This is a genomic window from Pseudomonas azotoformans (assembly GCF_900103345.1).
Classification (GTDB): Bacteria; Pseudomonadota; Gammaproteobacteria; order Pseudomonadales; family Pseudomonadaceae; genus Aquipseudomonas; species Aquipseudomonas azotoformans.
The window spans coordinates 5,366,329-5,390,717 of sequence record NZ_LT629702.1; the positions used below are offsets into that span (position 1 = coordinate 5,366,329).

At 61.5% G+C, this 24,389-nt stretch carries 19 protein-coding genes; 15 read left to right on the forward strand and 4 right to left on the reverse strand.

The window, feature by feature from the left end:
- Nucleotides 1–16 precede the first annotated feature (16 nt).
- The 13 genes from rnr (at nucleotide 17) to BLR69_RS24405 (ending at nucleotide 18,279) form a co-directional block, all read left to right on the forward strand.
- Nucleotides 17–2,650 carry a ribonuclease R gene (gene rnr, locus BLR69_RS24345; RefSeq protein ID WP_071497211.1) on the forward strand — a complete coding sequence of 878 codons (2,634 nt, stop codon included), beginning with the start codon at nucleotides 17–19 and terminating at the stop codon, nucleotides 2,648–2,650.
- Nucleotides 2,647–3,402, forward strand: a complete 756-nt coding sequence (rlmB, locus tag BLR69_RS24350) for a 23S rRNA (guanosine(2251)-2'-O)-methyltransferase RlmB (protein WP_038851248.1) — start codon at nucleotides 2,647–2,649, stop codon at nucleotides 3,400–3,402. Before rnr ends, rlmB begins: the two co-directional genes overlap by 4 nt.
- A gap of 301 nt (nucleotides 3,403–3,703) precedes the next feature.
- Complete coding sequence (rpsF, locus tag BLR69_RS24355) at nucleotides 3,704–4,126, forward strand: 30S ribosomal protein S6 (RefSeq protein ID WP_003236224.1); 423 nt, start codon at nucleotides 3,704–3,706, stop codon at nucleotides 4,124–4,126.
- A gap of 28 nt (nucleotides 4,127–4,154) precedes the next feature.
- Nucleotides 4,155–4,385 (forward strand): 30S ribosomal protein S18, encoded by a 231-nt coding sequence (rpsR, locus tag BLR69_RS24360; RefSeq protein WP_002551829.1) that lies wholly within the window; start codon nucleotides 4,155–4,157, stop codon nucleotides 4,383–4,385.
- A 36-nt stretch (nucleotides 4,386–4,421) separates the two neighbouring features.
- A complete protein-coding gene (locus tag BLR69_RS24365; protein WP_071497212.1) occupies nucleotides 4,422–5,315 on the forward strand; it encodes a YybS family protein in 894 nt (297 codons plus the stop codon).
- 18 nt (nucleotides 5,316–5,333) lie between these two features.
- The gene (gene rplI, locus BLR69_RS24370; protein ID WP_003171376.1) at nucleotides 5,334–5,780 is read left to right on the forward strand and encodes a 50S ribosomal protein L9; all 447 of its coding nucleotides are present in this window, start codon (nucleotides 5,334–5,336) and stop codon (nucleotides 5,778–5,780) included.
- 111 nt (nucleotides 5,781–5,891) lie between these two features.
- Entirely contained in the window at nucleotides 5,892–7,289 is a 1,398-nt protein-coding gene (gene dnaB, locus BLR69_RS24375; protein ID WP_016976916.1) for a replicative DNA helicase, read from the forward strand.
- Between the two features lie 96 nt (nucleotides 7,290–7,385).
- Nucleotides 7,386–9,689 carry a YgiQ family radical SAM protein gene (locus tag BLR69_RS24380; protein ID WP_071497213.1) on the forward strand — a complete coding sequence of 768 codons (2,304 nt, stop codon included), beginning with the start codon at nucleotides 7,386–7,388 and terminating at the stop codon, nucleotides 9,687–9,689.
- A 211-nt stretch (nucleotides 9,690–9,900) separates the two neighbouring features.
- On the forward strand, nucleotides 9,901–10,821 hold the full coding sequence (locus BLR69_RS24385; protein ID WP_071497214.1) for an NAD synthetase: 921 nt from the start codon (nucleotides 9,901–9,903) through the stop codon (nucleotides 10,819–10,821).
- Nucleotides 10,818–11,267 (forward strand): hypothetical protein, encoded by a 450-nt coding sequence (locus BLR69_RS24390; protein WP_071497215.1) that lies wholly within the window; start codon nucleotides 10,818–10,820, stop codon nucleotides 11,265–11,267. The genes BLR69_RS24385 and BLR69_RS24390 overlap by 4 nt, the downstream gene beginning before the upstream one ends.
- A gap of 187 nt (nucleotides 11,268–11,454) precedes the next feature.
- Entirely contained in the window at nucleotides 11,455–14,745 is a 3,291-nt protein-coding gene (locus BLR69_RS24395) for a transglutaminase family protein (RefSeq protein WP_071497216.1), read from the forward strand.
- A 157-nt stretch (nucleotides 14,746–14,902) separates the two neighbouring features.
- Nucleotides 14,903–17,389 (forward strand): circularly permuted type 2 ATP-grasp protein, encoded by a 2,487-nt coding sequence (locus BLR69_RS24400; RefSeq protein WP_071497217.1) that lies wholly within the window; start codon nucleotides 14,903–14,905, stop codon nucleotides 17,387–17,389.
- A complete protein-coding gene (locus BLR69_RS24405; protein ID WP_071497218.1) occupies nucleotides 17,389–18,279 on the forward strand; it encodes a transglutaminase family protein in 891 nt (296 codons plus the stop codon). Before BLR69_RS24400 ends, BLR69_RS24405 begins: the two co-directional genes overlap by 1 nt.
- A gap of 103 nt (nucleotides 18,280–18,382) precedes the next feature.
- Here BLR69_RS24405 and BLR69_RS24410 read toward each other — a convergent pair whose 3' ends face one another.
- Nucleotides 18,383–18,565, reverse strand: a complete 183-nt coding sequence (locus BLR69_RS24410) for a hypothetical protein (protein WP_071497219.1) — start codon at nucleotides 18,563–18,565, stop codon at nucleotides 18,383–18,385.
- A gap of 332 nt (nucleotides 18,566–18,897) precedes the next feature.
- Here BLR69_RS24410 and azu point away from each other — a divergent pair, with 332 nt between their 5' ends.
- The gene (gene azu, locus BLR69_RS24415) at nucleotides 18,898–19,344 is read left to right on the forward strand and encodes an azurin (RefSeq protein WP_071497220.1); all 447 of its coding nucleotides are present in this window, start codon (nucleotides 18,898–18,900) and stop codon (nucleotides 19,342–19,344) included.
- 134 nt (nucleotides 19,345–19,478) lie between these two features.
- On the opposite strand, the gene nadE is transcribed toward azu, so the two are convergent.
- From nadE to BLR69_RS24430, 3 genes are all read right to left on the reverse strand, one after another.
- Entirely contained in the window at nucleotides 19,479–20,306 is an 828-nt protein-coding gene (gene nadE, locus BLR69_RS24420) for an ammonia-dependent NAD(+) synthetase (protein WP_071497221.1), read from the reverse strand.
- A gap of 3 nt (nucleotides 20,307–20,309) precedes the next feature.
- Entirely contained in the window at nucleotides 20,310–21,524 is a 1,215-nt protein-coding gene (gene pncB, locus BLR69_RS24425; protein WP_058423444.1) for a nicotinate phosphoribosyltransferase, read from the reverse strand.
- 235 nt (nucleotides 21,525–21,759) lie between these two features.
- Nucleotides 21,760–22,650, reverse strand: a complete 891-nt coding sequence (locus BLR69_RS24430) for a LysR family transcriptional regulator (protein WP_071497222.1) — start codon at nucleotides 22,648–22,650, stop codon at nucleotides 21,760–21,762.
- Between the two features lie 153 nt (nucleotides 22,651–22,803).
- On the opposite strand from BLR69_RS24430, the gene amaB reads away from it, so the two are divergent.
- The gene (amaB, locus tag BLR69_RS24435; RefSeq protein ID WP_058423442.1) at nucleotides 22,804–24,294 is read left to right on the forward strand and encodes an L-piperidine-6-carboxylate dehydrogenase; all 1,491 of its coding nucleotides are present in this window, start codon (nucleotides 22,804–22,806) and stop codon (nucleotides 24,292–24,294) included.
- Nucleotides 24,295–24,389 lie beyond the last annotated feature (95 nt).

Below are 24,389 nucleotides of genomic sequence, written 5' to 3' on the forward strand. Positions count from 1 at the left end.
AGGTGAAAACTCTCTAATGGCCGATTGGCAGTCCCTCGATCCCGAGGCCGCTCGTGAAGCGGAAAAATATGAAAACCCTATTCCTAGCCGCGAACTGATCCTGGCGCACCTCGCCGATCGGGGCTCGCCTGCTAGCCGCGAGCAGTTGGTTGAAGAATTCGGTCTGACCACCGAAGACCAGCTCGAAGCCCTGCGCCGCCGCCTGCGCGCCATGGAGCGCGACGCACAATTGATCTACACCCGCCGTGGCACGTACGCGCCAGTGGACAAGCTCGACCTGATCCTCGGCCGCATCGCCGGCCATCGTGACGGCTTCGGCTTCCTGATCCCGGACGACGGCAGCGATGACCTGTTCATGAGCCCGGCGCAAATGCGCCTGGTGTTCGATGGCGACCGTGCCCTGGCGCGTGTTTCCGGCCTGGACCGTCGCGGTCGCCGTGAAGGCGTGATCGTCGAAGTGGTGTCCCGTGGTCACGAGACCATCGTCGGTCGCTACTTCGAAGAAGGCGGCATTGGTTTTGTGGTGCCGGATAACCCGAAGGTGCAGCAGGAAGTGCTGATCACCCCGGGCCGCAATGCGAATGCCAAGGTTGGCCAGTTTGTCGAGGTGAAGATCACCCACTGGCCGACCCCTCGCTTCCAGCCGCAGGGTGATGTGATTGAAGTGGTCGGCAACTACATGGCGCCGGGCATGGAAATCGATGTCGCGCTGCGTACCTACGATATTCCTCACGTCTGGCCTGAAGCCGTCGTGAAAGAAGCGCGCAAGCTCAAGCCGGAAGTCGAAGAGAAGGACAAAGAGAAGCGCATCGACCTGCGCCATCTGCCGTTCGTCACCATCGACGGCGAAGACGCCCGCGACTTCGACGATGCGGTCTACTGCGAAGCCAAGCCGGGCAAGCTGCGTCTGTTCTCCGGCGGCTGGAAGTTGTACGTGGCGATTGCCGACGTCTCCAGCTATGTGAAGATCGGTTCTGCCCTGGATACCGAAGCGCAAGTGCGTGGCAACTCGGTGTACTTCCCCGAGCGCGTGATTCCGATGCTGCCCGAGGAGTTGTCCAACGGCCTGTGCTCGCTGAACCCGAAAGTCGACCGTTTGGCCATGGTGTGCGAGATGACTATCTCGAAAACCGGCGAAATGACGGACTACCAGTTCTATGAAGCGGTGATCCACTCCCAGGCGCGCCTGACCTACAACAAGGTCAGCACCATCCTGGAACAGCCGAAAACCAGCGAAGCCAAAGCATTGCGTGGTGAGTACGGCCATGTCGTGCCGCATCTCAAGCAGCTCTATGCGCTGTACAAGGTGTTGCTGGGCGCACGTCACACCCGAGGCGCGATCGATTTTGAAACCCAGGAAACCCGGATTGTCTTCGGTTCCGAGCGCAAGATCGCTGCGATCACCCCGACCACCCGTAACGATGCGCACAAGCTGATCGAGGAATGCATGCTGGCGGCCAACGTGGCCACCGCTGAGTTCCTGAAAAAGCACGAGATCCCTGCGTTGTACCGGGTGCACGACGGCCCGCCGCCGGAGCGTCTGGAAAAGCTGCGTGCGTTCCTCGGCGAACTCGGCCTGTCCCTGCACAAAGGCAAGGACGGCCCGACGCCGAAGGATTACCAGGCTCTGCTGGCCAGCATCAAGGACCGCCCGGATTACCACGTGATCCAGACCGTCATGCTGCGCTCCCTGAGCCAGGCGGTGTACAGCGCGGATAACCAGGGCCACTTCGGCCTGAATTACGAGGCGTACACTCACTTCACCTCGCCGATCCGTCGTTACCCGGACCTGCTCACGCACCGCGCCATCCGCAGCGTGATCCACTCCAAGCAGGACACCCCGCACGTCAAGCGCGCCGGTGCCATGACCATTCCGAAGGCACGGATCTATCCGTACGACGAAGCGGCCCTGGAACAGCTGGGCGAGCAGTGCTCCATGAGCGAACGCCGCGCCGACGAAGCCACCCGCGACGTCGTGAACTGGCTCAAGTGCGAGTTCATGAAAGACCGTGTGGGCGAGTCGTTCCCGGGTGTGATCACTGCGGTGACCGGCTTTGGTCTGTTTGTGGAACTGACCGACATCTACGTCGAGGGCCTGGTGCACGTCACCGCCTTGCCGGGCGACTACTACCACTTTGACCCTGTGCACCACCGCCTGGCGGGCGAGCGCAGCGGTCGCAGCTTCCGTTTGGGCGATACCGTGGAAGTACAGGTCATGCGCGTCGACCTCGACGAGCGCAAGATCGACTTCGGTATGTCCGACAAGCCTGCCGAGTCGCCCGGCAATCGTAAAAAACGTAGCAGCGAAGCGACTCCAGCTAGCAAAGGCAAGGGGGCGCCAGCTAAAACAGCCGTCGTAGAACCTGCGCCAGCCAAGGCCGCTCGTCGTTCATCGACCAAGGAAAAGGCCCCCGAAGCCTACCGCCCAAGCGACGCAGCGGCGAAAAATGCCGAGCTGCGCAAGAGCCGTGAGTTGAAGCAGCAGTTGCTCAACGAAGCCAAAAGCGGTGGTAAAGCGGCGTCTGGGGGAAAGTCCCACGGGGCGGAAAAGCCGTCGAGCAAGCCGAGTAAACACCGTAAAGGCCCGCCAAAAGCGGGTTCGGCTCCCGCGAAAAGCGGCGGGTCGCGCAAACCTAAGGCCAAGTCATGAGTCTGGAAAAAATCTACGGCGTCCACGCCGTAGAAGCACTGCTGCGTCACCACCCTAAACGCGTCAAGCAGGTATGGTTGGCGGAAGGCCGCAGCGAGCCGCGCGTACAAGCGCTGGTTGAGCTGGCCACGCAAAACAAGGTTGCCATCGGCCAGGCCGAGCGCCGTGAAATGGACGTGTGGGTAGAGGGTGTTCACCAGGGCGTGGTGGCGGACGTCAGCCCGAGCCAGGTCTGGGGCGAGGCGATGCTCGACGAGCTGCTCGACCGTACCGAAGGTGCGCCGTTGCTGCTGGTGCTCGACGGCGTGACCGACCCGCACAACCTCGGCGCCTGCCTGCGTTCGGCGGACGCTGCCGGCGCGCTGGCGGTGATCGTGCCTAAAGACAAGTCGGCGACCCTGACGCCGGTGGTGCGTAAAGTCGCGTGTGGCGCGGCGGAAGTGATTCCGCTGGTGGCCGTGACCAACCTGGCACGCACCCTGGAGAAACTCCAGCAGCGTGGCCTGTGGGTCGTGGGTACGGCGGGGGAGGCCGAGGTCAGCATTTATGACCAGGACCTCACCGGCCCGACCATCCTGATCATGGGCGCCGAAGGTAAAGGCATGCGTCGCCTGACCCGTGAGCATTGCGACTACCTGGTGCACCTGCCGATGGCCGGTAGCGTCAGCAGCCTCAACGTGTCGGTGGCCACCGGCGTCTGCCTGTTCGAGGCCCAGCGTCAGCGCGGTGCGAAGGCCAAGCCGAAGAAGTAAAAAGGTCAAAATGTGGGAGCGGGCTTGCTCGCGAATACGGTATATCAGTCACTGCAGTTGGGGCTGATACACCGCTTTCGCGAGCAAGCCCGCTCCCACATTGGTTTTGTGTTTAACCTGAGATCGTGATTGTTCAAATAATCACCAATCAACTTGCACGCATCCTCCCCCTTCTCTACAATTGCGCCCCTTGCCTTCCTGGCGGGCACCGAGGTGCCTCCCTGCGGCAAGATCCATAAGTGTCATTCACTCCTTGTCTGACCGTTTTTGAGCGGCAGGCTACAACCCGTAAGGAGCATTCATGCGTCATTACGAAATCATCTTTTTGGTCCACCCGGATCAAAGCGAGCAAGTCGGCGGCATGGTTGAGCGTTACACCAAGCTGATCGAAGAAGACGGCGGCAAAATCCACCGTCTGGAAGATTGGGGCCGTCGTCAACTGGCCTACGCAATCAACAATGTTCACAAGGCTCACTACGTGATGCTGAACGTTGAGTGCACTGGCAAGGCCCTGGCCGAGCTGGAAGACAACTTCCGCTACAACGATGCTGTGATCCGTAACCTGGTCATCCGTCGCGAAGAAGCCGTTACCGGCCAATCCGAGATGCTCAAGGCTGAAGAAAACCGCAGTGAGCGCCGTGAGCGTCGCGACCGTCCTGAGCACGAAGGCGCTGATAGCGCTGATAGTGATGACAGCGACAACAGCGATAACGCTGACGAGTAATCCACGGACCTTTTAAGGAGCCTATCAAATGGCACGTTTCTTCCGTCGTCGTAAATTCTGCCGCTTCACCGCTGAAGACGTGAAAGAGATCGATTACAAAGATCTCAACACTCTGAAAGCCTACGTATCCGAGACCGGCAAAATCGTTCCAAGCCGTATCACCGGTACCAAAGCACGTTATCAGCGTCAGCTGGCCACCGCTATCAAGCGCGCCCGCTTCCTGGCCCTGCTGGCCTACACCGACAGCCACGGCCGCTGAGACCGGGCAGTCGACAAGTAGTAAGGGATTGAATGCATGCGCGCCTTAGCTGAGTTCATCATGCGCGGTCGCGTGCAGGCCACTCTGGTAGTGGCTGGATGTGCAGCATTGCCGTTGTTGTATTGGTTGGGTGCTGCCGCAGGTTGCCTTGTGCTGCTGCGGCGCGGTTTGCAGGATGCCCTTGGCGTCCTGGCCCTGGGAGTGCTGGCCGCCTTGATCTGGTGGCTGCAACTGGGCGAACCCAAGGTACTTCTGGTACTGCTGGGGTCGTCGAGCCTTGCGTTGGTTTTGCGCGCAAGTGAGTCCTGGGCCCGCACGCTGCTGGTCAGCGTGGCAGTGGGGTTGGTGTTTTCGGTGTTGATCGACGCGGCTTTCCGCCCGCAGATCGAGGCGCTGTCGCAAGAGATCGTCAAGATCCTGCCGATGGCCCTCGGGGAACTCTACCAGCAGCTTTCGGTAGATGAGCGAGCGCGTCTTGCGACACTGATTGCACCGGCCCTGATCGGCCTGATGGCGGTAATGATGCAGATCGTCAGCGTGCTGAGCCTGATGCTTGGGCGTTATTGGCAGGCGTTGTTGTACAACCCGGGTGGTTTTGGTCGCGAGTTTCGCAGTATCAGAATCCCCGTGGGCCCGGCGATGTTGCTGCTGGCACTCATGGTGGTCGGACCGTACTTCGGTTCACAAGCCACCTTGCTGGTGCTGTTTTGCAGCGTACCGCTGGTGTTCGCCGGACTGGCCCTGATTCACGGGCTGGTCGCGCAGAAGCGCCTGGCCAAGTTCTGGCTGGTGGGGATGTACGTAACAATGGTGCTGTTCATGCAGCTGATCTATCCGTTACTCGTGGTTCTGGCCATTGTCGACGGCCTGATTGATTTTCGCGGTCGTCTGGCGCCGAAAGACGCCGATAACGCGAACGGTGAAGGTTAAAAGTTAGAGGATTTTCACATGCAACTGATCCTTCTGGAAAAAGTCGCCAACCTGGGCAACCTGGGCGACAAAGTGAACGTTAAGGCCGGCTACGGTCGTAACTACCTGCTGCCATACGGCAAAGCCACCGCTGCAACCGCTGCCAACCTGGCTGCGTTTGAAGAGCGTCGTGCCGAGCTGGAAAAAGCCGCAGCAGACAAAAAAGCTTCGGCCGAAACTCGCGCTGCCCAACTGGCTGAGCTGGAAGTGACTATCACTGCCACCGCCGGTGACGAAGGCAAGCTGTTCGGTTCGATCGGCACCCACGACATCGCTGATGCACTGACCGCCTCCGGCGTTGAAGTGCAGAAGAGCGAAGTTCGTCTGCCGAACGGCACCATCCGCAACGTAGGCGAATTCGACGTAGCCGTGCACCTGCACGCCGAAGTTGAAGCCACCGTACGCGTTGTCGTGGTAGCAGCTTAAGCCGCACCTAACTGACTGGCACCTCGCGTGCCAGGCGGTTAACATCGGGCACGATCCTGTTTACAGGTCGTGCCTTTTGTTTTTCTACACACCCCCAAATTCCAAGTGGCCATGAACGATATTTCAGCTCCTGAGCAATACGATCTGCAAACCGCTGCCCTGAAGGTGCCGCCGCATTCCATCGAGGCCGAACAGGCCGTGCTCGGTGGTTTGATGCTGGACAACAACGCCTGGGAACGCGTGCTGGATCAAGTCTCGGACGGTGATTTCTATCGCCATGACCACCGCCTGATCTTCCGTGCCATCGCCAAGCTGGCCGACCAGAACTCACCGATCGACGTGGTGACCCTGGCCGAGCAGCTAGACAAGGAAGGCCAGACCTCCCAGGTTGGCGGCCTCGGCTACCTCGGTGAGCTGGCGAAAAACACGCCGTCCGTCGCCAACATCAAGGCCTATGCCCAGATCGTTCGCCAGCGCGCCACGCTGCGCCAGCTGATCGGCATCAGCACCGAGATCGCCGACAGCGCCTTCAACCCCGAAGGGCGCACCGCTGAAGAGATCCTCGACGAAGCCGAGCGCCAGATCTTCCAGATCGCCGAGGCCCGCCCGAAAACCGGCGGCCCGGTGGGCGTCAACGAGCTGTTGACCAAGGCCATCGACCGCATCGACACCCTGTTCAACACCGACGCCGCCATCACCGGTATTTCCACCGGGTATGCTGACCTGGATGAGAAGACCAGCGGCCTGCAGCCCTCCGACTTGATCATCGTCGCCGGTCGTCCGTCCATGGGTAAGACCACCTTCGCGATGAACCTGGTGGAAAACGCCGTGTTGCGCAGCGACAAGACCGTGCTGGTGTACTCCCTGGAGATGCCCGGTGAATCGCTGATCATGCGGATGCTCTCGTCGCTCGGGCGTATCGACCAGACCAAGGTGCGTTCCGGCCAACTGGAAGACGACGATTGGCCGCGCCTGACCTCGGCGGTCAACCTGCTCAATGACCGCAAGCTGTTCATCGATGACACCGCAGGCATCAGCCCATCCGAGATGCGCGCACGTACCCGGCGCCTGGTGCGTGAGCACGGCGACATCGCCCTGATCATGATCGACTACCTGCAGTTGATGCAGATCCCCGGTTCCAGCGGTGACAGCCGGACCAACGAAATTTCCGAAATCTCCCGGTCCCTCAAGGCCCTGGCCAAGGAATTCAACTGCCCGGTGGTGGCGCTGTCCCAGCTCAACCGTTCCCTGGAGCAACGCCCCAACAAGCGCCCGGTGAACTCCGACTTGCGCGAATCCGGCGCGATCGAGCAGGACGCCGACGTGATCATGTTTGTGTACCGCGATGAGGTGTACCACCCCGAGACCGAGCACAAGGGCATTGCCGAGATCATCATCGGCAAGCAGCGGAACGGCCCGATCGGCTTTATCCGCCTGGCGTTCATCGGTAAGTACACGCGCTTCGAGAACCTCGCGCCGGGCAGTTATAACTTCGACGACGACGAGTAACCCTTCTGCTCAATTCCGACCATTATCGTCGGAATTGGTCAAAATTTGTGCTATATTCCGCGCCCGCGATTTTTCATCTCAACACCGGTCACCGTCATGCAAACAGCCAAGCCGTTATTTGACTATCCCAAGTACTGGGCCGAATGTTTCGGTCCAGCGCCATTCCTGCCGATGAGCAGGGAGGAGATGGATCAGCTTGGCTGGGATTCCTGCGACATCATCATCGTCACCGGTGATGCGTACGTTGACCATCCGTCGTTCGGCATGGCGATCATCGGCCGCCTGCTGGAGTCCCAGGGCTTCCGCGTCGGGATCATTGCGCAGCCCAACTGGCAGTCCAAAGACGACTTCATGAAGCTCGGCGAGCCGAACCTGTTCTTCGGCGTCGCGGCCGGCAACATGGACTCCATGATCAACCGCTACACCGCCGACAAGAAAATCCGCTCCGACGACGCCTACACCCCAGGCGGCATGGCGGGCAAACGCCCGGACCGCGCCAGCCTGGTGTACAGCCAGCGATGCAAGGAAGCCTACAAGAACGTGCCGATCGTACTCGGCGGCATCGAAGCCTCCCTGCGTCGCATCGCCCACTACGACTACTGGCAGGACCGGGTGCGCAACTCGATCCTGATCGACGCCACCGCCGATATCCTGCTGTACGGCAACGCCGAACGCGCCATCGTCGAGGTTGCCCAGCGCCTGTCGTGGGGCCACAAGATCGAAGACATCACCGATGTGCGCGGCACCGCGTTCATCCGTCGTGACACGCCGGTGGGCTGGTACGAAGTGGACTCCACGCGTATCGACCGTCCGGGTAAGATCGACAAGATCATCAACCCGTACGTGAACACCCAGGACACCCAGGCCTGCGCCATCGAGCAGGAAAAAGGCCCGGTTGAAGACCCGGAAGAAGCCAAGGTCGTACAGATCCTGGCCAGCCCGAAAATGACCCGCGACAAGACCGTGATCCGCCTGCCATCGGTGGAGAAAGTCCGTGGCGACGCAGTGCTCTACGCCCATGCCAACCGCGTGTTGCACCTGGAAACCAACCCAGGCAACGCCCGCGCCCTGGTGCAAAAGCACGGCGAAGTGGACGTGTGGTTCAACCCACCACCCATTCCCATGACCACCGAAGAAATGGACTACGTGTTCGGCATGCCTTACGCCCGTGTTCCGCACCCGGTGTACGGCAAGGAAAAGATCCCGGCCTACGACATGATCCGCTTCTCGGTGAACATCATGCGTGGCTGCTTCGGCGGCTGCACCTTCTGCTCGATCACCGAGCACGAAGGCCGCATCATCCAGAACCGTTCCGAAGAGTCGATCATTCGCGAGATCGAAGAGATCCGTGACAAGGTCCCCGGCTTTACCGGCGTGATCTCCGACCTCGGCGGCCCGACCGCGAACATGTACCGCATCGCCTGCAAGAGCCCGGAGATCGAATCCGCGTGCCGCAAGCCGTCGTGCGTGTTCCCCGGTATCTGCCCGAACCTGAACACCGACCACTCGTCGTTGATCCAGTTGTACCGCAGCGCCCGTGCGTTGCCGGGTGTGAAGAAGATCCTGATCGCCTCCGGCCTGCGCTACGACCTGGCCGTCGAGTCGCCGGAATACGTGAAAGAGCTGGTCACCCACCACGTCGGTGGCTACCTCAAGATCGCCCCGGAACATACCGAGGAAGGTCCGCTCAACCAGATGATGAAGCCGGGCATTGGCAGCTATGACAAGTTCAAGCGCATGTTCGAGAAGTACACCAAGGAAGCGGGCAAGGAGCAGTACCTGATTCCGTACTTCATCGCCGCCCACCCGGGCACCACCGATGAAGACATGATGAACCTGGCCCTGTGGCTCAAGGGCAACGGCTTCCGCGCCGACCAGGTGCAGGCGTTCTACCCGTCGCCGATGGCCACCGCCACGGCCATGTACCACTCGGGCAAGAACCCGCTGCGCAAGGTGACCTACAAGAGCGACGCGGTGACCATCGTCAAGAGCGAAGAGCAGCGCCGTCTGCACAAGGCGTTCCTGCGCTACCACGACCCGAAAGGCTGGCCGATGCTGCGTGAAGCACTGACCCGCATGGGCCGTGCCGACCTGATCGGGCCGGGCAAGGACCAACTGATCCCGCTGCACCAGCCGAGCACCGACAGCTACCAGAGCGCCCGTCGCAAGAACTCGACGCCGGCTGGCAGCCATAAGGTCGCCAAGGAAACCACCACCAGGATCCTCACCCAGCACACCGGCCTGCCACCGCGTGGCAGTGACGGCAGCAACCCGTGGGACAAGCGTGAGCAAGCCAAGGCTGCGGCCCAGGCACGCAACAAGCAGGCCGCCAAGGAACGCGCCGATGCGGCCAAGGGCAAGGGCGGCAAGCCTGCGCGCAAGCCGGTCGTGCCGCGTTGATCGCAGCCTGAACATGCCAGACGCCAGCCTCGTGCTGGCGTTTTGCTTTCTAGCCGGTGGGTAGCCTGTTTGTTAAGGTGGCGCCCATTAAATCGCCTTCGCGAGCAAGCCCGCTCCCACACTTGAATGTATTCGCAAATCAAAATGTGGGAGCGGGCTTGCTCGCGAAGGCGTCAGTTCAGTCACCACCCATTTCAAGGAAGAACACCCCATGGGTAACCCCCTGGCCGGCATCGGCATGGACTCCAACCGCTCGCAGTTCATGGCGCGCCAACGCATCGAAAGCCAGATCAACCTGCCGCGCCTGTTCGCGGCCATCGATGCCGACCCCGGTATTGTCGGTGCAGGCGTCGTATACATCGACGCCGACTTCAACGTCATCACCCTGCGCGAATTCAAGCCCATCTGCAGCATCAAGCCTAAGCGCATCATTTTGCGTGAAGCACAGAAGTACATTGCACCGACGCAGTTTGCTCAACATGTCGTGAGCAATCCTCGAGAGTCCCGACTGATTGGCGAAGCCGTGAATACCGGAATCTCCTGCCTGGGGGCTGTCATCAGTTGGGCTGCGATTGCCAGTGGAACCATTCTGGTGCCTTTCAGCGCTGGCGCCAGTTCCGTCATCGTTGTAGTGGGATATGCGGCTGCCGGCGCGAGTATGCTTCAGTGCTTTAACGGCATTGCCCGAACAGCGCTGGAAGTCGCCAAACCTGAGGTCAAGGATTCGCTCGACAGTGAAGGTTGGTACCAGAATGCGTCCATCGTGCTGGACGCCGTATCACTGGCCGGCGTAGGCGGTTCGGCCCTGACGACGGTCAAGCTGGTCAGGGCTGCCAAAGCATCGACGGGCAAGAGCCTGCGTGACGTGCTTCGCGGTTTGAATCGCCAGGAAAGAGCCAAGCTGACGAAAGAGCTGCTCAGCATCAACCATCCCAGCTTGACCGCGAAGATGATCAAATTGAGGCAGGCGTCGGGCGAACTCACCAAGCGTTTCACCCCTACGCAGCTCAAGCACAGCACCACTACCCAGATCAAAGACGTCCTCGGCGCAACCATAGGATTTGGCGGGAGTGCGTACTCCGGAAACGTCAATACCATCGCGATTGGGTTGTACGAGGAAATAAACGAATGACCGAGTTAATGACGCTACGCGACTTTTTCAGGCAATACTTTCTGACGTTTATGGGTGGAGTATTTGCTGCGTGTTTTTCTTTGGCGTTGGCTGTGGCGCTGGCGTTCATCACCTATTTTCGTGATGCGCCCATTGCTCAAGTGGGGCTCAAGATCATGTCTGCCGGGGCGCTGCTCATTCTGTTGACGGTCCATAGCAACTTTATGATTTTGCGGGGCCGACCCTCCTGGGTGTGGGTAATGGTCGGTATCTACATCGCCTGTCTACTGTTTGTAGTTCCGATGATTCAATTCCAGCCTCACAAAATTCTTTATGGGTTGGCGCTGTTATTCCCATTGCTCGGATTATTGACACTTAACAGCAAGGTTCAACGAGAGATGCGCCAGAAGCTGCTTGAAATCCGCCACCTGCGCCAAGCCGCGATTGCCAGGCGCAAAACCGCTTGATTGGGTAGATTCCCCACCCGTCTTCACACCTGCGCCACAAATATGTGCGTCACTTGCACCAGAGCATCGCCGTTGGCGCCGTTTTGGTGCTGTACTGCACCGGGTCCCACGATAAAGCGCAATGACCGCCGCTCTGGCATAAGTCTTGCGCACTTTGTGTCCATGCCCTGGCTCGCAGGAGGCCGCCGTGTCGATTCATGTCGCGTTGCACCACGTTACGCATTACCGCTACGACCGCGCTGTCGAACTCGGCCCGCAGATCGTGCGGTTGCGTCCGGCCGCCCATAGCCGCACGCGGATTTTGTCCTACGCGCTGAAAGTGCTGCCCGAGCAGCATTTCATCAATTGGCAGCAAGACCCCCAGGGCAATTACCTGGCGCGGTTGGTGTTCCCTGAGAAGACCGATGAGCTGCGCATCGAGGTCGACCTGGTCGCCGAGATGGCGGTGTTCAACCCGTTCGACTTTTTCCTTGAGCCCTACGCCGAAAAAATCCCCTTCAGCTATGCCGCCGATGAACAGCGCGAGCTGGCGCCGTACCTGGAAACCTTGCCGCTGACGCCGAAGTTTGCCGCGTACCTTGCAGGCATCGACCGTACGCCGTTGCCGGCCGTGGATTTCCTGGTGGGCCTCAACCAGCGCCTGGCGGCCGATATCGGCTACCTGATCCGCATGGAACCGGGCGTGCAGACGCCGGAATTCACCCTGGAAAACGCCTCCGGCTCTTGCCGCGATTCGGCCTGGCTGCTGGTGCAATTGCTGCGCAACCTGGGCTTGGCCGCACGGTTTGTGTCGGGCTATCTGATCCAGTTGACCGCCGACGTCAAAGCCCTCGACGGCCCGTCCGGCACCGAAGTGGACTTCACCGACCTGCACGCCTGGTGCGAAGTGTATTTGCCCGGCGCCGGCTGGATCGGCCTGGATGCCACCTCGGGGCTGTTCGCCAGTGAAGGGCATATCCCGTTGGCCTGCAGTCCCGATCCCTCGTCTGCTGCGCCGATCAGTGGGTTGGTGGAGCCGTGCGAGTGTGAATTCACCCACGAAATGTCTGTAGAGCGGATTTGGGAGGCCCCGCGGGTCACCAAGCCCTACACCGAAGAACAATGGCTGGCGATCCAGGCGCTGGGTCGGCAGATCGATGGCGACCTGCTCAGGGACGATGTCCGCCTGACCATGGGCGGCGAGCCGACCTTTGTCTCCATCGACGACCCCGACGGCGCCGAATGGAACACCGCCGCGCTCGGCCCGGACAAGCGGCGCCTGTCTGCCGAACTGTTCCAGCGCATGCGCAAGCACTACGCACCCAAAGGGCTGGTGCACTTCGGCCAGGGCAAGTGGTACCCCGGCGAGCAACTGCCGCGCTGGTCGCTCAACTGCTACTGGCGCCGCGACGGCGTGCCGATCTGGCACAACAGCGCGTTGATCGCCGATGAGCAAGAGGATTACGGCGCGGACGGCGTGATGGCCGGGCGTTTCCTGGCCAGCGTCGCCGAGCACCTTAAGCTGCCGGCACGCTTTGTGTTCCCGGCCTTCGAAGACAATTTCTACTACCTGTGGCGCGAAGGCGCGCTGCCGCAGAACGTCACCGCCCAGGACCCGCGCCTGAGCGATGAGCTGGAACGCGAACGCCTGCGCAAGGTGTTCGCCCAGGGCCTGGATAAAATCATCGGGCAGGTATTGCCGCTGGCGCGCACGCCCGCCAATGATCGGTGGCAGAGTGGGCGCTGGTACCTGCGCGACAACCATTGCCGCCTGGTGCCGGGAGATTCTCCCTTGGGCTATCGCCTGCCGCTGGCCTCGCAGCCGTGGGTGACGGCGGCAGAATATCCGTTTGTGCACCCGACGGACCCTAACCAGGATCAGCCCGAGCTGCCGACTACCGCCCAACTGCGAAGCCATGGCGAACCTGCGCCGAGTGATGAGCGCGTGCCCAAGGTGGACGAGTCCGCCGACTGGCTGACCCGCACCGCGCTGTGCGCCGAAGCACGGGAAGGGCGGCTCTATCTGTTCATGCCGCCGCTGGAGCGCGTCGAGGACTATCTGGAACTGGTGGCGGCCATCGAAGCCACCGCTGAAGAACTGCACTGTCCGGTGTTGCTCGAAGGCTACGAGCCACCGGCCGACACGCGCCTGAGCAACTTCCGCGTCACGCCGGACCCGGGTGTGATCGAGGTCAACGTGCAGCCGTCCGCCTCTTGGGACGAGTTGGTGGAGCGCACCGAGTTCCTCTACGAAGAGGCGCGGCAAACCCGCCTGACCACCGAGAAATTCATGATCGACGGGCGCCACACCGGCACCGGTGGCGGTAACCATTTCGTGCTCGGTGGCGCCACGCCCAAGGACTCGCCGTTCCTGCGTCGCCCAGATCTACTGCGCAGCCTGATCAGCTACTGGCACAACCACCCGTCGTTGTCCTACCTGTTTTCCGGCCTGTTCATCGGCCCGACCTCCCAGGCGCCACGGGTGGACGAGGCGCGCAACGATGCGCTGTACGAGCTGGAAATCGCCTTCGCACAAATGCCTGCTCCCGGTGAAGAGTGCCCGCCATGGTTGGTGGACCGCCTGCTGCGCAACCTGCTGATCGACGTGACCGGCAACACTCACCGCGCCGAATTCTGCATCGACAAACTCTACTCACCGGATGGCGCCACCGGCCGACTGGGCCTGCTGGAACTGCGTGCATTCGAGATGCCGCCCCATGCACGCATGAGCCTGACCCAACAACTGCTGCTGCGTGCCTTGGTCGCGCGCTTTTGGCGCGAGCCCTACGCACCGCCGAAGCTGGCGCGCTGGGGCACCGAGTTGCACGACCGTTTTCTGCTGCCGCACTTCATCGAGCAGGATTTTGCCGATGTGATCGTCGAGCTCAACGCAGCTGGCTACCCGCTGCGCGCCGAGTGGTTTGCCGCGCACCTGGAGTTCCGTTTTCCCAAGGTCGGCGACTACGCCGTCAGTGGTATCGAGCTGGAACTGCGCCAGGCCCTGGAACCCTGGCATGTGCTGGGTGAAGAGGGTGCGGTGGGCGGTACGGTGCGCTATGTGGATTCGTCGCTGGAGCGCCTGCAAGTCAAGGTGACCGGGCTGCCACCGCAACGCTACCTGCTGACCTGCAACGGCATCCCGGTACCGCTGCAAGCCACCGGGCGCGTTGGTGAGTTTGTCGCCGGCGTGCGTTATCGCGCCTGGCAACCGGCCAACTGCCTGCAACCGACCATCCCGGTGCATGCGCCCTTGGTGTTCGATCTGCTGGATACCTGGATGCAGCGTTCGCTGGGCGGCTGCCAGTACCATGTGGCCCATCCGGGCGGGCGCAATTACGACAGCTTGCCGGTGAATGCCAATGAGGCGGAGAGCCGGCGGATGGCGCGGTTTTTCCGGCTTGGGCATAGCCCCGGCAAGCTTCCCGTACCCACGGTAACCATCAACGATGAATTACCGATGACCCTGGATATGCGGCGTTTCCCCAATAAAAATGACTGAACGCTGTTTAAATGTGGGAGGGGGCTTGCCCCCGATTGCGGTGTGTCTGCTGTCCATCTGTTGCCTGACAGTCCGCCATCGGGGGCAAGCCCCCTCCCACAGTAGATTGCAGTGAATTTGAGTTAATCTGAGCCCCCTTGCCCCTGCCGAGCGTTCCATGTCCGACTTGCTCGACCGTTACCCGCTGACCGCGGGCACTTATCACGAACTGCTGGAAGACAGCGGCGCAGTGCGTGCCCATTGGCAGCGCCTGCTCGACCACCTGCAACGCAGCACGCCTGCACAATTGGCCCAGCGCCAGGCGCTGCTGACCCGGCAGATTCAGGAAAACGGCGTGACCTACAACGTCTACGCCGACCCCAAGGGCGCCGACCGCCCCTGGGAATTGGACCTGCTGCCCCATGTGCTGGCCGCCGATGAGTGGCAGCACCTGTCCGCCGGTATCGCCCAGCGTGCGCGCTTGCTCAATGCCGTGCTTGCCGACCTGTACGGTCCGCAACGCTTGATCAAGGAAGGCTTGCTGCCGGCCGAACTGGTGTTCGGGCATAACAACTTCCTGTGGCCGTGCCAGGGCATCCAACCGCCTGATGGTGCCTTTTTGCACCTGTACGCCGTGGACCTGGCGCGCACGCCGGATGGCCGCTGGTGGGTCACCGCCGACCGGACCCAAGCCCCGTCTGGCGCCGGTTACGCGTTGGAAAACCGCACCATCGTGTCCCGCGCCTTTCCGGATCTGTACCGCGACTTGCAGGTGCAGCACCTCACCGGTTTCTTTCGCACCTTGCAGGAAACCCTGGCCCGTCAGGCGCCCGGTGATGATCAACCCCCGCTGATCGTGCTGCTCACCCCTGGCCGTTTCAACGAAAGTTACTTCGAACACCTCTACCTCGCCCGCCAGCTAGGCTACCCGCTGGTGGAGGGCGGCGACCTCACTGTGCGTGACAGCACGGTGTTCCTGAAAACCCTCAGCGGCCTGCGCCGGGTGCACGCGATCATGCGTCGCCTGGACGATGACTTCTGCGACCCGCTGGAACTGCGCACCGACTCCGCCCTCGGCGTGCCCGGCCTGCTTGATGCGGTGCGCCAAGGCAATGTGCTGGTGGCCAATGCCTTGGGCAGCGGTGTGCTGGAATCCCCCGGTTTGCTGGGCTTTCTGCCGAAGATCAACGAATTCCTGTTTGGCGAAGCACTGATCCTGCCGTCCATCGCCACCTGGTGGTGCGGTGAAGCGCCGGTACTGGCCGAGGCCCTCGAGAAACTGCCAGAGCTGCTGATCAAACCGGCGTTTCCGTCACAGAGTTTCACCCCGGTATTCGGCCGCGACCTGAACGACGCGCAGCGCCAGGCCTTGGCCGAGCGCATGCGTGCGCGGCCCTACGCCTACGTCGCCCAGGAACTGGCGCAGCTGTCCCAGGCGCCGGTGTGGCACACCGTGGATGATCATCTGCAACACCGTGCCATCGGCATGCGTGTGTACGCCGTGGCCAGCGATGAGGGCTATCGCGTGTTGCCCGGTGGCCTGACACGAGTGGCCGCCGAAGCCGATGCCGAAGTGGTGTCGATGCAACGCGGTGGTGCCAGTAAAGATACCTGGGTGCTCGGCGAGCGCGCTTCCGGTGGTGAACATTGGCGTGCACAGCGCGCAATCGGCGCCCATGACCTGGTGCGCCGCGACCCTTATCTGCCGTCCCGCGTAGTGGAAAACCTGTTCTGGTTCGGCCGTTATTGCGAGCGCTGTGATGACAGCGCGCGCTGGCTGCGCATCGTGCTGGCGCGTTATGTGGACGGTGACGATCCGCTGGCCTTGCAGGCTGCCGTCGAGCTGGGCGAGAACCTGCGCTTGCTGCCGGAAGAGGGCGAGTTGCCGGAACGCCTGCTGGCGGCGTTGCTCGGTGACGACTGGCCCTCAAGCCTGCGCGCCAACCTGCAACGCTTGCAGTGGGCGGCGTCCCAGGTGCGCGGCAAGCTGTCCCGGGAAAACTGGCAGGCCCTGGTGGAATTGCAACGCGAAGCCCTGGAGCTGGAAAGTGAGTCACCGGACTTTGGCGAGTTGCTGGACTTTCTCAACCGCCTGGTGATGTCCCTGGCGGCGCTGTCCGGGTTTGCCCTGGACGACATGACCCGCGACGAAGGCTGGCGCTTTTTGATGATGGGCCGGCGCATCGAGCGCCTGCAATTCCTCAGCAGCAGCCTGGCGGCATTCCTGCGCGGTGTGGCGGTGTTCGACCAGGCCGGGCTGGAGTGGTTGCTGGAATTGGGCAACAGCAGCATCACCTATCGCTCGCGCTACCTGGCGGTGCCGCAGTTGATCCCGGTGCTCGATTTGTTGCTGCTGGATGAGCAGAACCCCCATGCGGTGCTGTTCCAGCTCAAACTGGTGAGTCGCACCTTGCGCCGTCTCAACGATGACTTTGGCGTGCCGCGTGAAACCGGCCTCGGCCCGCTGGTCGAGCGCCTGGCGCGCTTCGACCTGGGCTGCCTGGAAAACCCGTTGTTCGGCGAGTCCAGCGTACGTGCCGCGCTGGACGGCCTGGCCGACCTGCTGCAAGCGGTGGCCGATGAGAGTGGGCAGGTGTCGGATCGCCTGGCCTTGCGCCATTTTGCCCATGTGGATGATGTCAGCCAGCAAACGGTGTCGGTGTGATGAGTGCGCGCTACCAGATTTTCCACGATACCCATTACCACTACGACAGCCCGGTGTCCCTGGCCCAGCAGCTGGCGCACCTGTGGCCACGGCCGTGCGCCTGGCAGCGCTGCAGCTCGCAGCAACTGGATATCAGCCCGCAGCCGTCGTCGCGCCGCGATGAGCTGGACGTGTTCGGCAACCCCATCACTCGCCTGGCATTCGAGCGGCCCCATGACGAACTGCTGGTCAATGCCGGGCTGACCGTGGAAGTGCTGGCGCGGCCGGTGCTGGATTTCCAGCAATCGCCGGCCTGGGACCAGACCCGCGACCGCCTGACCTACAGCAGCCAGCCGATGTCCGGTGAGTTGATCGAAGCCTGCCGCTATCGTTTCGAATCGCCCTACGTGCATTTGAAGAAAACCTTCGTCGAGTTCTCCGAAAGCTGTTTCCCGCCCGGCGCGCCGTTGCTGTTGGGCGTACAGGCGCTGATGGAAAAAATCTTCAGCGAATTCACCTTCGATGCCGAAGCCACCCAGGTCGCCACGCCGCTGGTGGAAGTGCTTGAGCGCCGTCGCGGCGTGTGCCAGGACTTCGCCCACCTGATGCTCGCCTGCCTGCGCTCCCGCGGCCTGGCAGCGCGCTATATCAGCGGCTATCTGCTGACCCAGCCACCGCCTGGCCAGCCACGGCTGATCGGCGCCGATGCGTCCCATGCGTGGGTCTCGGTGTATTGCCCGGTTTCAGGCTGGGTGGACTTTGATCCGACGAACAATGTGCAGCCGGCACTGGAGCACATCACCCTGGCCTGGGGCCGGGACTTTTCCGATGTGTCGCCGTTGCGGGGGGTGATTCTGGGGGGAGGGAGCCATGACCCGGAGGTGCGGGTGACGGTGATGCCGCTGGTGTAGGAGCGAGCTTGCTCGCGAACAACGTTAACGATAACGCGGGGTGCCTGGTTTGACCCGGCGCCCTCAGGTTCTTCGCGAGCAAGCTCGCTCCTACAGTAAATAATTATTCAGCCGAATCTTTTGGTGTTTCGCTCTCTTCGCTCGTTACTTCAGCATCTGCATCCGGGTTCAGTGCGCCGGCCTCTTCGTCTGCAGCGGCTTTCTTGCGTTGCAGTTTTTCCTCTTTCTTCTGTTCCTTGGCCAAGTCTCTCTGACGTTTGGCGAAGGAGTAATTAGGTTTGGCCATGGGCGATCCTCTAGGGTCGAAGGTGAGGGTGGCGGCGCGCAGCTGCCTTGGGCTGCCATGGTAGCAGCTTAGCACCGCGCTTGGCCTTCACTTACCGCAGGCGTAGGCGGCCAGCAGGCCGTTGAACAGTTGATTGAGGTGCATGGCTTGGGCTCCAGTGGGTGATGGGCCGATCTTAATCAGCGTACGGCACTTTGGCTGGTTGATTGTGTCGATAAGTCTGATAGCCTAAAGTTGTATACAATCTGTTGATTCAGGTCATAAGAATTTCTGCCTGCTTCAGGCACCCTTGTCGCACTACGCGTTTTTTAAACCCTGCCTTGGAGATTCACATGTTTGCCAAACTCGTTGCTGTTTCCCTGCTGACTCTGGCGAGCGGCCAGTTGCTTGCTGCAGAGTGCAAGGTCACTGTCGACTCCACCGACCAAATGTCCTTCAACACCAAAGCCATTGAAATCGACAAGAGCTGCAAGACATTCACCGTCGAGCTGACTCACTCCGGCAACCTGCCGAAAAACGTCATGGGCCATAACTGGGTGCTGACCAGCGCCGCCGACATGCAGCCGGTTGCCACTGACGGCATGGCCGCCGGTATCGACAAGAACTACCTGAAAGACGGCGACACCCGCATCATCGCCCACACCAAGATCATCGGTGCCGGCGAGAAAGACTCGGTGACCTTCGACGTGTCGAAGCTGGCCGCCGGGACTGACTACGCGTTCTTCTGCTCGTTCCCAGGCCACATCTCGATGATGAAAGGCACTGTGACCCTGAAGTAACACCGCGTTATCGTTTTTCGCGAGCAAGCCCGCTCCCACATTCGACGCGTTCCCATGCTGGAAAACGGTCAAGTGTGGGAGCGGGCTTGCTCGCGAAGGCGGTCTAAAAATCACCACAACCTACAGGATTCACCTCACGGCGCAAACGGCATGACCCGCTTGTGCTCGGTCTTGCGATAAGTGTCGCAGATGATCCTGAACGCTTCCTCACGCACCGGCTCGCCGTGCAGGAACGCATCGATCTCCGCGTAGGTCACGCCATGTGACGCTTCGTCCGGCTTGCCCGGCGACAAATCTTCCAGGTCCGCAGTAGGCACTTTCTCCACCAACGACTCCGGCGCCCCGAAGTGCCGCGCAATCGCACGCACCTGGTTCTTCACCAGCCCGCTCAACGGTGCCAGGTCGCAGGCGCCGTCACCGAACTTGGTGAAAAAGCCCATCACCGCTTCCGCCGCATGGTCGGTGCCGATCACCAGGCCACCGGCCGCGCCGGCGATGGTGTACTGCGCCACCATGCGCATGCGCGCCTTGGTATTGCCCAGCACGAAATCGCGGGACACCGCCGCCTTGCCCTCAAATGCCGCGACTTCACTGGCCAGGGCCTTGACCGCCGGGCCAATGTTCACGGTGTGGCGCTCGTCCGGCTCGATAAAGTCCACCGAGGCCGTGGCGTCGATTTCGTCGAACTGGGTTTCGTAGGGCAGGCGCACGGCGATAAAGCGGTAGTCCTCATCACCCGTGCTTTCACGCAGTTCCTTCATTGCGCGTTGGGCCAACAGGCCGGCGGTCAGGGAGTCGACGCCACCGCTGATGCCCAGCACCAGCGCCTTGAGCCCGGACTTGCGCAGGCAATCCTGGATAAACGCCACGCGGCGGGCAACCTCGGCCTCAAGGGCGGCCTGGTCGTTGAACGGCGCTTGGACCTTGAGCTGCTGCGCAATCTCACGCTGTACGGCTTGCATGATTCACTCCTTGCTTGGTAGGGCAGGTACTTTGAAAACGTGACGCAAATAGGCGACGAAATTCGGGTCGGTGCAATGGGTCTTGCCCGCTTCATCGGAGATTTTCGCGACGGGCTGGCCATTGCAGGCGGTCATTTTAAGCACGATGCTCATCGGCTCGACACCCGGGATGTCACAGGTCAGGTTGGTGCCGATGCCAAAGCTCACATTGATCCGACCACGCAGCGCACGGAATATTTCCAGGGCCTTGGGCAGCGACAGGCTGTCGGAGAACACCAGGGTTTTGCTCATCGGTTCGATGCCGAGCTTGTGGTAGTGGGCGATGGCTTTCTCCGCCCACTGCACCGGGTCACCGGAGTCATGGCGCAGGCCGTCGAACAGCTTGGCGAAGTACAAGTCGAAGTCGCCGAGGAACGCGTCGGTGGTGATGCAGTCGGTCAGGGCGATGCCCAGCAGGCCCCGGTACTCGCGGACCCAGCAGTCCAGCGCGGCGATCTGGCTGTCGATCAGGCGCGGGCCGAGTTGCTGGTGGGCCATGATCCATTCGTGGGCCATGGTACCCAACGGTTTCATGTCAAACTCGCGGGCCAGGTGCACGTTGCTGGTGCCGACAAAACGTCCGGGGAAGTCATGCTTGAGCACGCTGACCACTTCCTCCTGTACGCGGTACGAGAAGCGCCGGCGCGTGCCGAAGTCGGCCACTTGCAGCTCGGACAGCTCGTCGCTGCTGGCGTTGGCGGTCAGCCAGTCGAACTTGCGGTACAGCTGTTCGCGGGCCTGTTCGAGGATCACGGTCTGGTAGCGGTAGCGGTTACGCACTTCGCTGACGATGGCCAGCATCGGCACTTCAAACAGGATCACATGCAGCCACGGCCCGCGCAGGCGGATGAACAGTTCACCGTTCTCGATGCCGGTCTGCACGTAACGGAGGTTGAAGCGGAACAGCCCGAGAAAGCGCAAAAAATCCGGCTTCATGAAGCTGATGCGCTCCAGGAAACCCAGTTGGTCGGGGCTCAGGCTCAATTCGGCAAGGCGCTCGATCTGGTAGCGGATCTCCGCCAGGTACGGGCGCAGGTCTTCGCTATTACGGCAACGGAACTCCCATTCAACTTCCACATTGGGGTAGTTGTGCAGCACCGCCTGCATCATGGTCAGCTTGTAGAAGTCGGTGTCGAGCAAGTTCTGCACGATGCGATCGGCAAACACACTCTCGCTCATAACGGGAATCTCCAGACGGGACGGCGATGGGCGCCGACCTTTACGCACAATTAAGGAAGGGGGCTAGTGGCGCATAGACCTGTGGGGTTTTGCCAGTGATTTTTTATTTTGGGTTTTTTGTTGTGGCAACTAGCGCCTTCGCGAGCAAGCCCGCTCCCACATTTGAACGCATTCCAACCTGGGAACGCGGTCGAATGTGGGAGCGGGCTTGCTCGCGAAGGCAATATTCCAGGCACTAAATGACCTGTTCCATCATCCACTTTACAAATTCGCGCACCTTCGGCACCTCCGCCGCATGCTCCGGGTAAGCCAGGTAATACGCGTCCTGGCTCGGCATCGCATGTTGCCAGGGGATCACCAGCTTGCCCTCGGCCAGTTCCTCTTCCACCAGGAAGCGCGGCAGCAAGGCTACGCCGCAGCCCACCTGCGCCGCCCGAATGCACATATAGAAGGTATCGAAACGTGGCCCGTGGTAGCTGTGTTCGGTCTGGTAACCCTGACTGGCGAACCAGTCGTGCCAGCCCTGGGGCCGCGAGGCGTTTTGCAGCAGCACCAGGTCGCTGAGTTGAGTGGGGTCGGTGAAGGGCCGCGCCGGCAGGCTTTCCGGTGCGCATACCGGCACCAGTTCTTCGCTGAACAGCTTAAGGCTCTCGGTGCCGGGGCGTGAACCCTGGCCGAAATAGAAGGCCATGTCGGCCTTGCCTTGCAGCAGCTCGTCCGGCTCCTGCTCGTTGCACAGGTCCAGGTGGATCTGCGAGTGACGCAGCCGCCAGCCCTTGAGGCGCGGCACCAGCCAGCGCGCGCCGAAGGTGTAGGGCGTGGACACGCGCAGTACTTCGGTCTCGCCGCCGTAGGAGCGCAGGTAATGCGTGGACATCTCCACCTGCGTAAGGATCTTGCGCACTTCCACCAGGTACAGGTCGCCCGCCGGGGTCATCTGCAAACGGCGGCGCACCCGGCGAAACAGCAGGTGTTGCAGCAGTTCTTCCAACTGCGCCACCTGTTTGCTCACGGCGCTCTGGGTGAGGTTCAGCTCCTCGGCGGCGCGGGTGAAGCTCAGGTGGCGGGTGGCGGCTTCGAAGCACTGCAAGGCAGTGATCGAGGGCAAATGTCTTTTGTTCAGCACGGCGTGCCTCTTTTTATGCTTTGCATGAATAAACGGAATGATATCTCGCCTAAACGTCGTTTGTTGGCAAGTCTTGGGCCAGCTACAAATAAGGCCTGGATCGCCGTGTGTGTGACGGTGCGAATTTTCTGTTTGAAATTGAAGGAGTGACCCATGGTTGCCGCATTGCTTGATCGTCTCGGGGTAAACCCGGCGCTGTACCAGTCGGGTAAACAACCTGTGCATTCGCCGATCGATGGCAGCCGTATCGGCAGTGTGCACTGGGAAGGCGCCGCCGAGGTGGAGCAACAGGTCAGTCGCGCCGAGCATGCATTCGAAGCCTGGCGCAAAGTGCCCGCGCCGCGCCGTGGCGAACTGGTACGCCAATTTGGCGATGTGTTGCGCGAATACAAGGCCGACCTGGGTGAGTTGGTGTCCTGGGAAGCCGGCAAGATCACCCAGGAAGGCCTGGGCGAAGTGCAGGAAATGATCGATATCTGTGATTTCGCTGTCGGCCTGTCGCGCCAGTTGTACGGCTTGACCATCGCCTCCGAGCGCCCGGGCCACCATATGCGTGAAACCTGGCACCCGCTGGGTGTGGTCGGCGTGATCAGTGCTTTCAACTTCCCGGTGGCGGTGTGGGCGTGGAACACCGCCCTGGCGCTGGTATGCGGCAACGCGGTGATCTGGAAACCGTCGGAAAAGACCCCGCTCACCGCCCTGGCCTGCCAGGCGCTGTTCGAGCGCGTGCTGAAAAAATTCGATGGCGCCCCGCAGTACCTGAGCCAAGTGATCATCGGCGGCCGCGACGCCGGTGCCGCGCTGGTGGATGACCCGCGCGTCGCCCTGATCAGCGCCACCGGCAGCACCCGCATGGGCCGCGAAGTGGCACCGAAAGTCGCCGCACGGTTCGCCCGCAGCATCCTGGAGCTGGGCGGCAACAACGCGATGATCCTTGGCCCAAGCGCCGACCTGGACATGGCCGTGCGCGCTATCCTGTTCAGCGCCGTTGGTACCGCTGGTCAGCGTTGCACCACACTGCGCCGCCTGATCGCCCATGAATCGGTCAAGGAAGAAATCGTCACTCGCCTCAAGGCGGCTTATTCCAAGGTGCGCATCGGCCACCCGCTGGAAGGCAACCTGATCGGCCCGCTGATCGACAAGCACGGCTTCGACGCTATGCAGGACGCGCTGGAGCAGGCCCTGAGCGAAGGCGGCAAAGTGTTTGGCGGCAAGCGCCAGTTGGAAGACAAGTTCCCGAATGCCTACTACGTGTCACCGGCGATTGTGGAAATGCCCGAGCAAAGCGATGTGGTGTGCACCGAGACCTTCGCGCCGATTCTCTACGTGGTCGGCTACACCGATTTCGCCGAGGCCCTGCGCCTGAACAACGCCGTGCCGCAAGGCTTGTCGTCGTGCATCTTCACCACTGACGTGCGTGAAGCCGAGCAGTTCATGTCGGCGGTGGGCAGCGACTGCGGCATCGCCAACGTCAACATCGGCCCGAGCGGCGCGGAAATCGGCGGCGCGTTCGGTGGCGAGAAAGAGACCGGCGGCGGGCGCGAGTCGGGGTCGGACGCGTGGCGCGGGTATATGCGTCGGCAGACCAATACTGTCAATTACTCGCTGGAATTGCCGCTGGCGCAGGGCATCACGTTTGACTAAACCACTGACGAAACGCGGTTAAAAATGTGGGAGCGGGCTTGCTCGCGAATGCAGTGTGTCAGTCAACAGATTTACAGCTGATCCACCGCATTCGC

Excerpts from the sequence above, each read along its gene's own strand:
- rnr (WP_071497211.1), top strand. The coding sequence starts at position 17 with ATGGCCGATTGGCAGTCCCTCGATCCCGAGGCCGCTCGTGAAGCGGAA.
- rlmB (WP_038851248.1), top strand. The coding sequence starts at position 2,647 with ATGAGTCTGGAAAAAATCTACGGCGTCCACGCCGTAGAAGCACTGCTG.
- rpsF (WP_003236224.1), top strand. The coding sequence starts at position 3,704 with ATGCGTCATTACGAAATCATCTTTTTGGTCCACCCGGATCAAAGCGAG.
- rpsR (WP_002551829.1), top strand. The coding sequence starts at position 4,155 with ATGGCACGTTTCTTCCGTCGTCGTAAATTCTGCCGCTTCACCGCTGAA.
- BLR69_RS24365 (WP_071497212.1), top strand. The coding sequence starts at position 4,422 with ATGCGCGCCTTAGCTGAGTTCATCATGCGCGGTCGCGTGCAGGCCACT.
- rplI (WP_003171376.1), top strand. The coding sequence starts at position 5,334 with ATGCAACTGATCCTTCTGGAAAAAGTCGCCAACCTGGGCAACCTGGGC.
- dnaB (WP_016976916.1), top strand. The coding sequence starts at position 5,892 with ATGAACGATATTTCAGCTCCTGAGCAATACGATCTGCAAACCGCTGCC.
- BLR69_RS24380 (WP_071497213.1), top strand. The coding sequence starts at position 7,386 with ATGCAAACAGCCAAGCCGTTATTTGACTATCCCAAGTACTGGGCCGAA.
- BLR69_RS24385 (WP_071497214.1), top strand. The coding sequence starts at position 9,901 with ATGGGTAACCCCCTGGCCGGCATCGGCATGGACTCCAACCGCTCGCAG.
- BLR69_RS24390 (WP_071497215.1), top strand. The coding sequence starts at position 10,818 with ATGACCGAGTTAATGACGCTACGCGACTTTTTCAGGCAATACTTTCTG.
- BLR69_RS24400 (WP_071497217.1), top strand. The coding sequence starts at position 14,903 with ATGTCCGACTTGCTCGACCGTTACCCGCTGACCGCGGGCACTTATCAC.
- BLR69_RS24405 (WP_071497218.1), top strand. The coding sequence starts at position 17,389 with ATGAGTGCGCGCTACCAGATTTTCCACGATACCCATTACCACTACGAC.
- BLR69_RS24410 (WP_071497219.1), bottom strand. The coding sequence starts at position 18,565 with ATGGCCAAACCTAATTACTCCTTCGCCAAACGTCAGAGAGACTTGGCC.
- azu (WP_071497220.1), top strand. The coding sequence starts at position 18,898 with ATGTTTGCCAAACTCGTTGCTGTTTCCCTGCTGACTCTGGCGAGCGGC.
- nadE (WP_071497221.1), bottom strand. The coding sequence starts at position 20,306 with ATGCAAGCCGTACAGCGTGAGATTGCGCAGCAGCTCAAGGTCCAAGCG.
- pncB (WP_058423444.1), bottom strand. The coding sequence starts at position 21,524 with ATGAGCGAGAGTGTGTTTGCCGATCGCATCGTGCAGAACTTGCTCGAC.
- amaB (WP_058423442.1), top strand. The coding sequence starts at position 22,804 with ATGGTTGCCGCATTGCTTGATCGTCTCGGGGTAAACCCGGCGCTGTAC.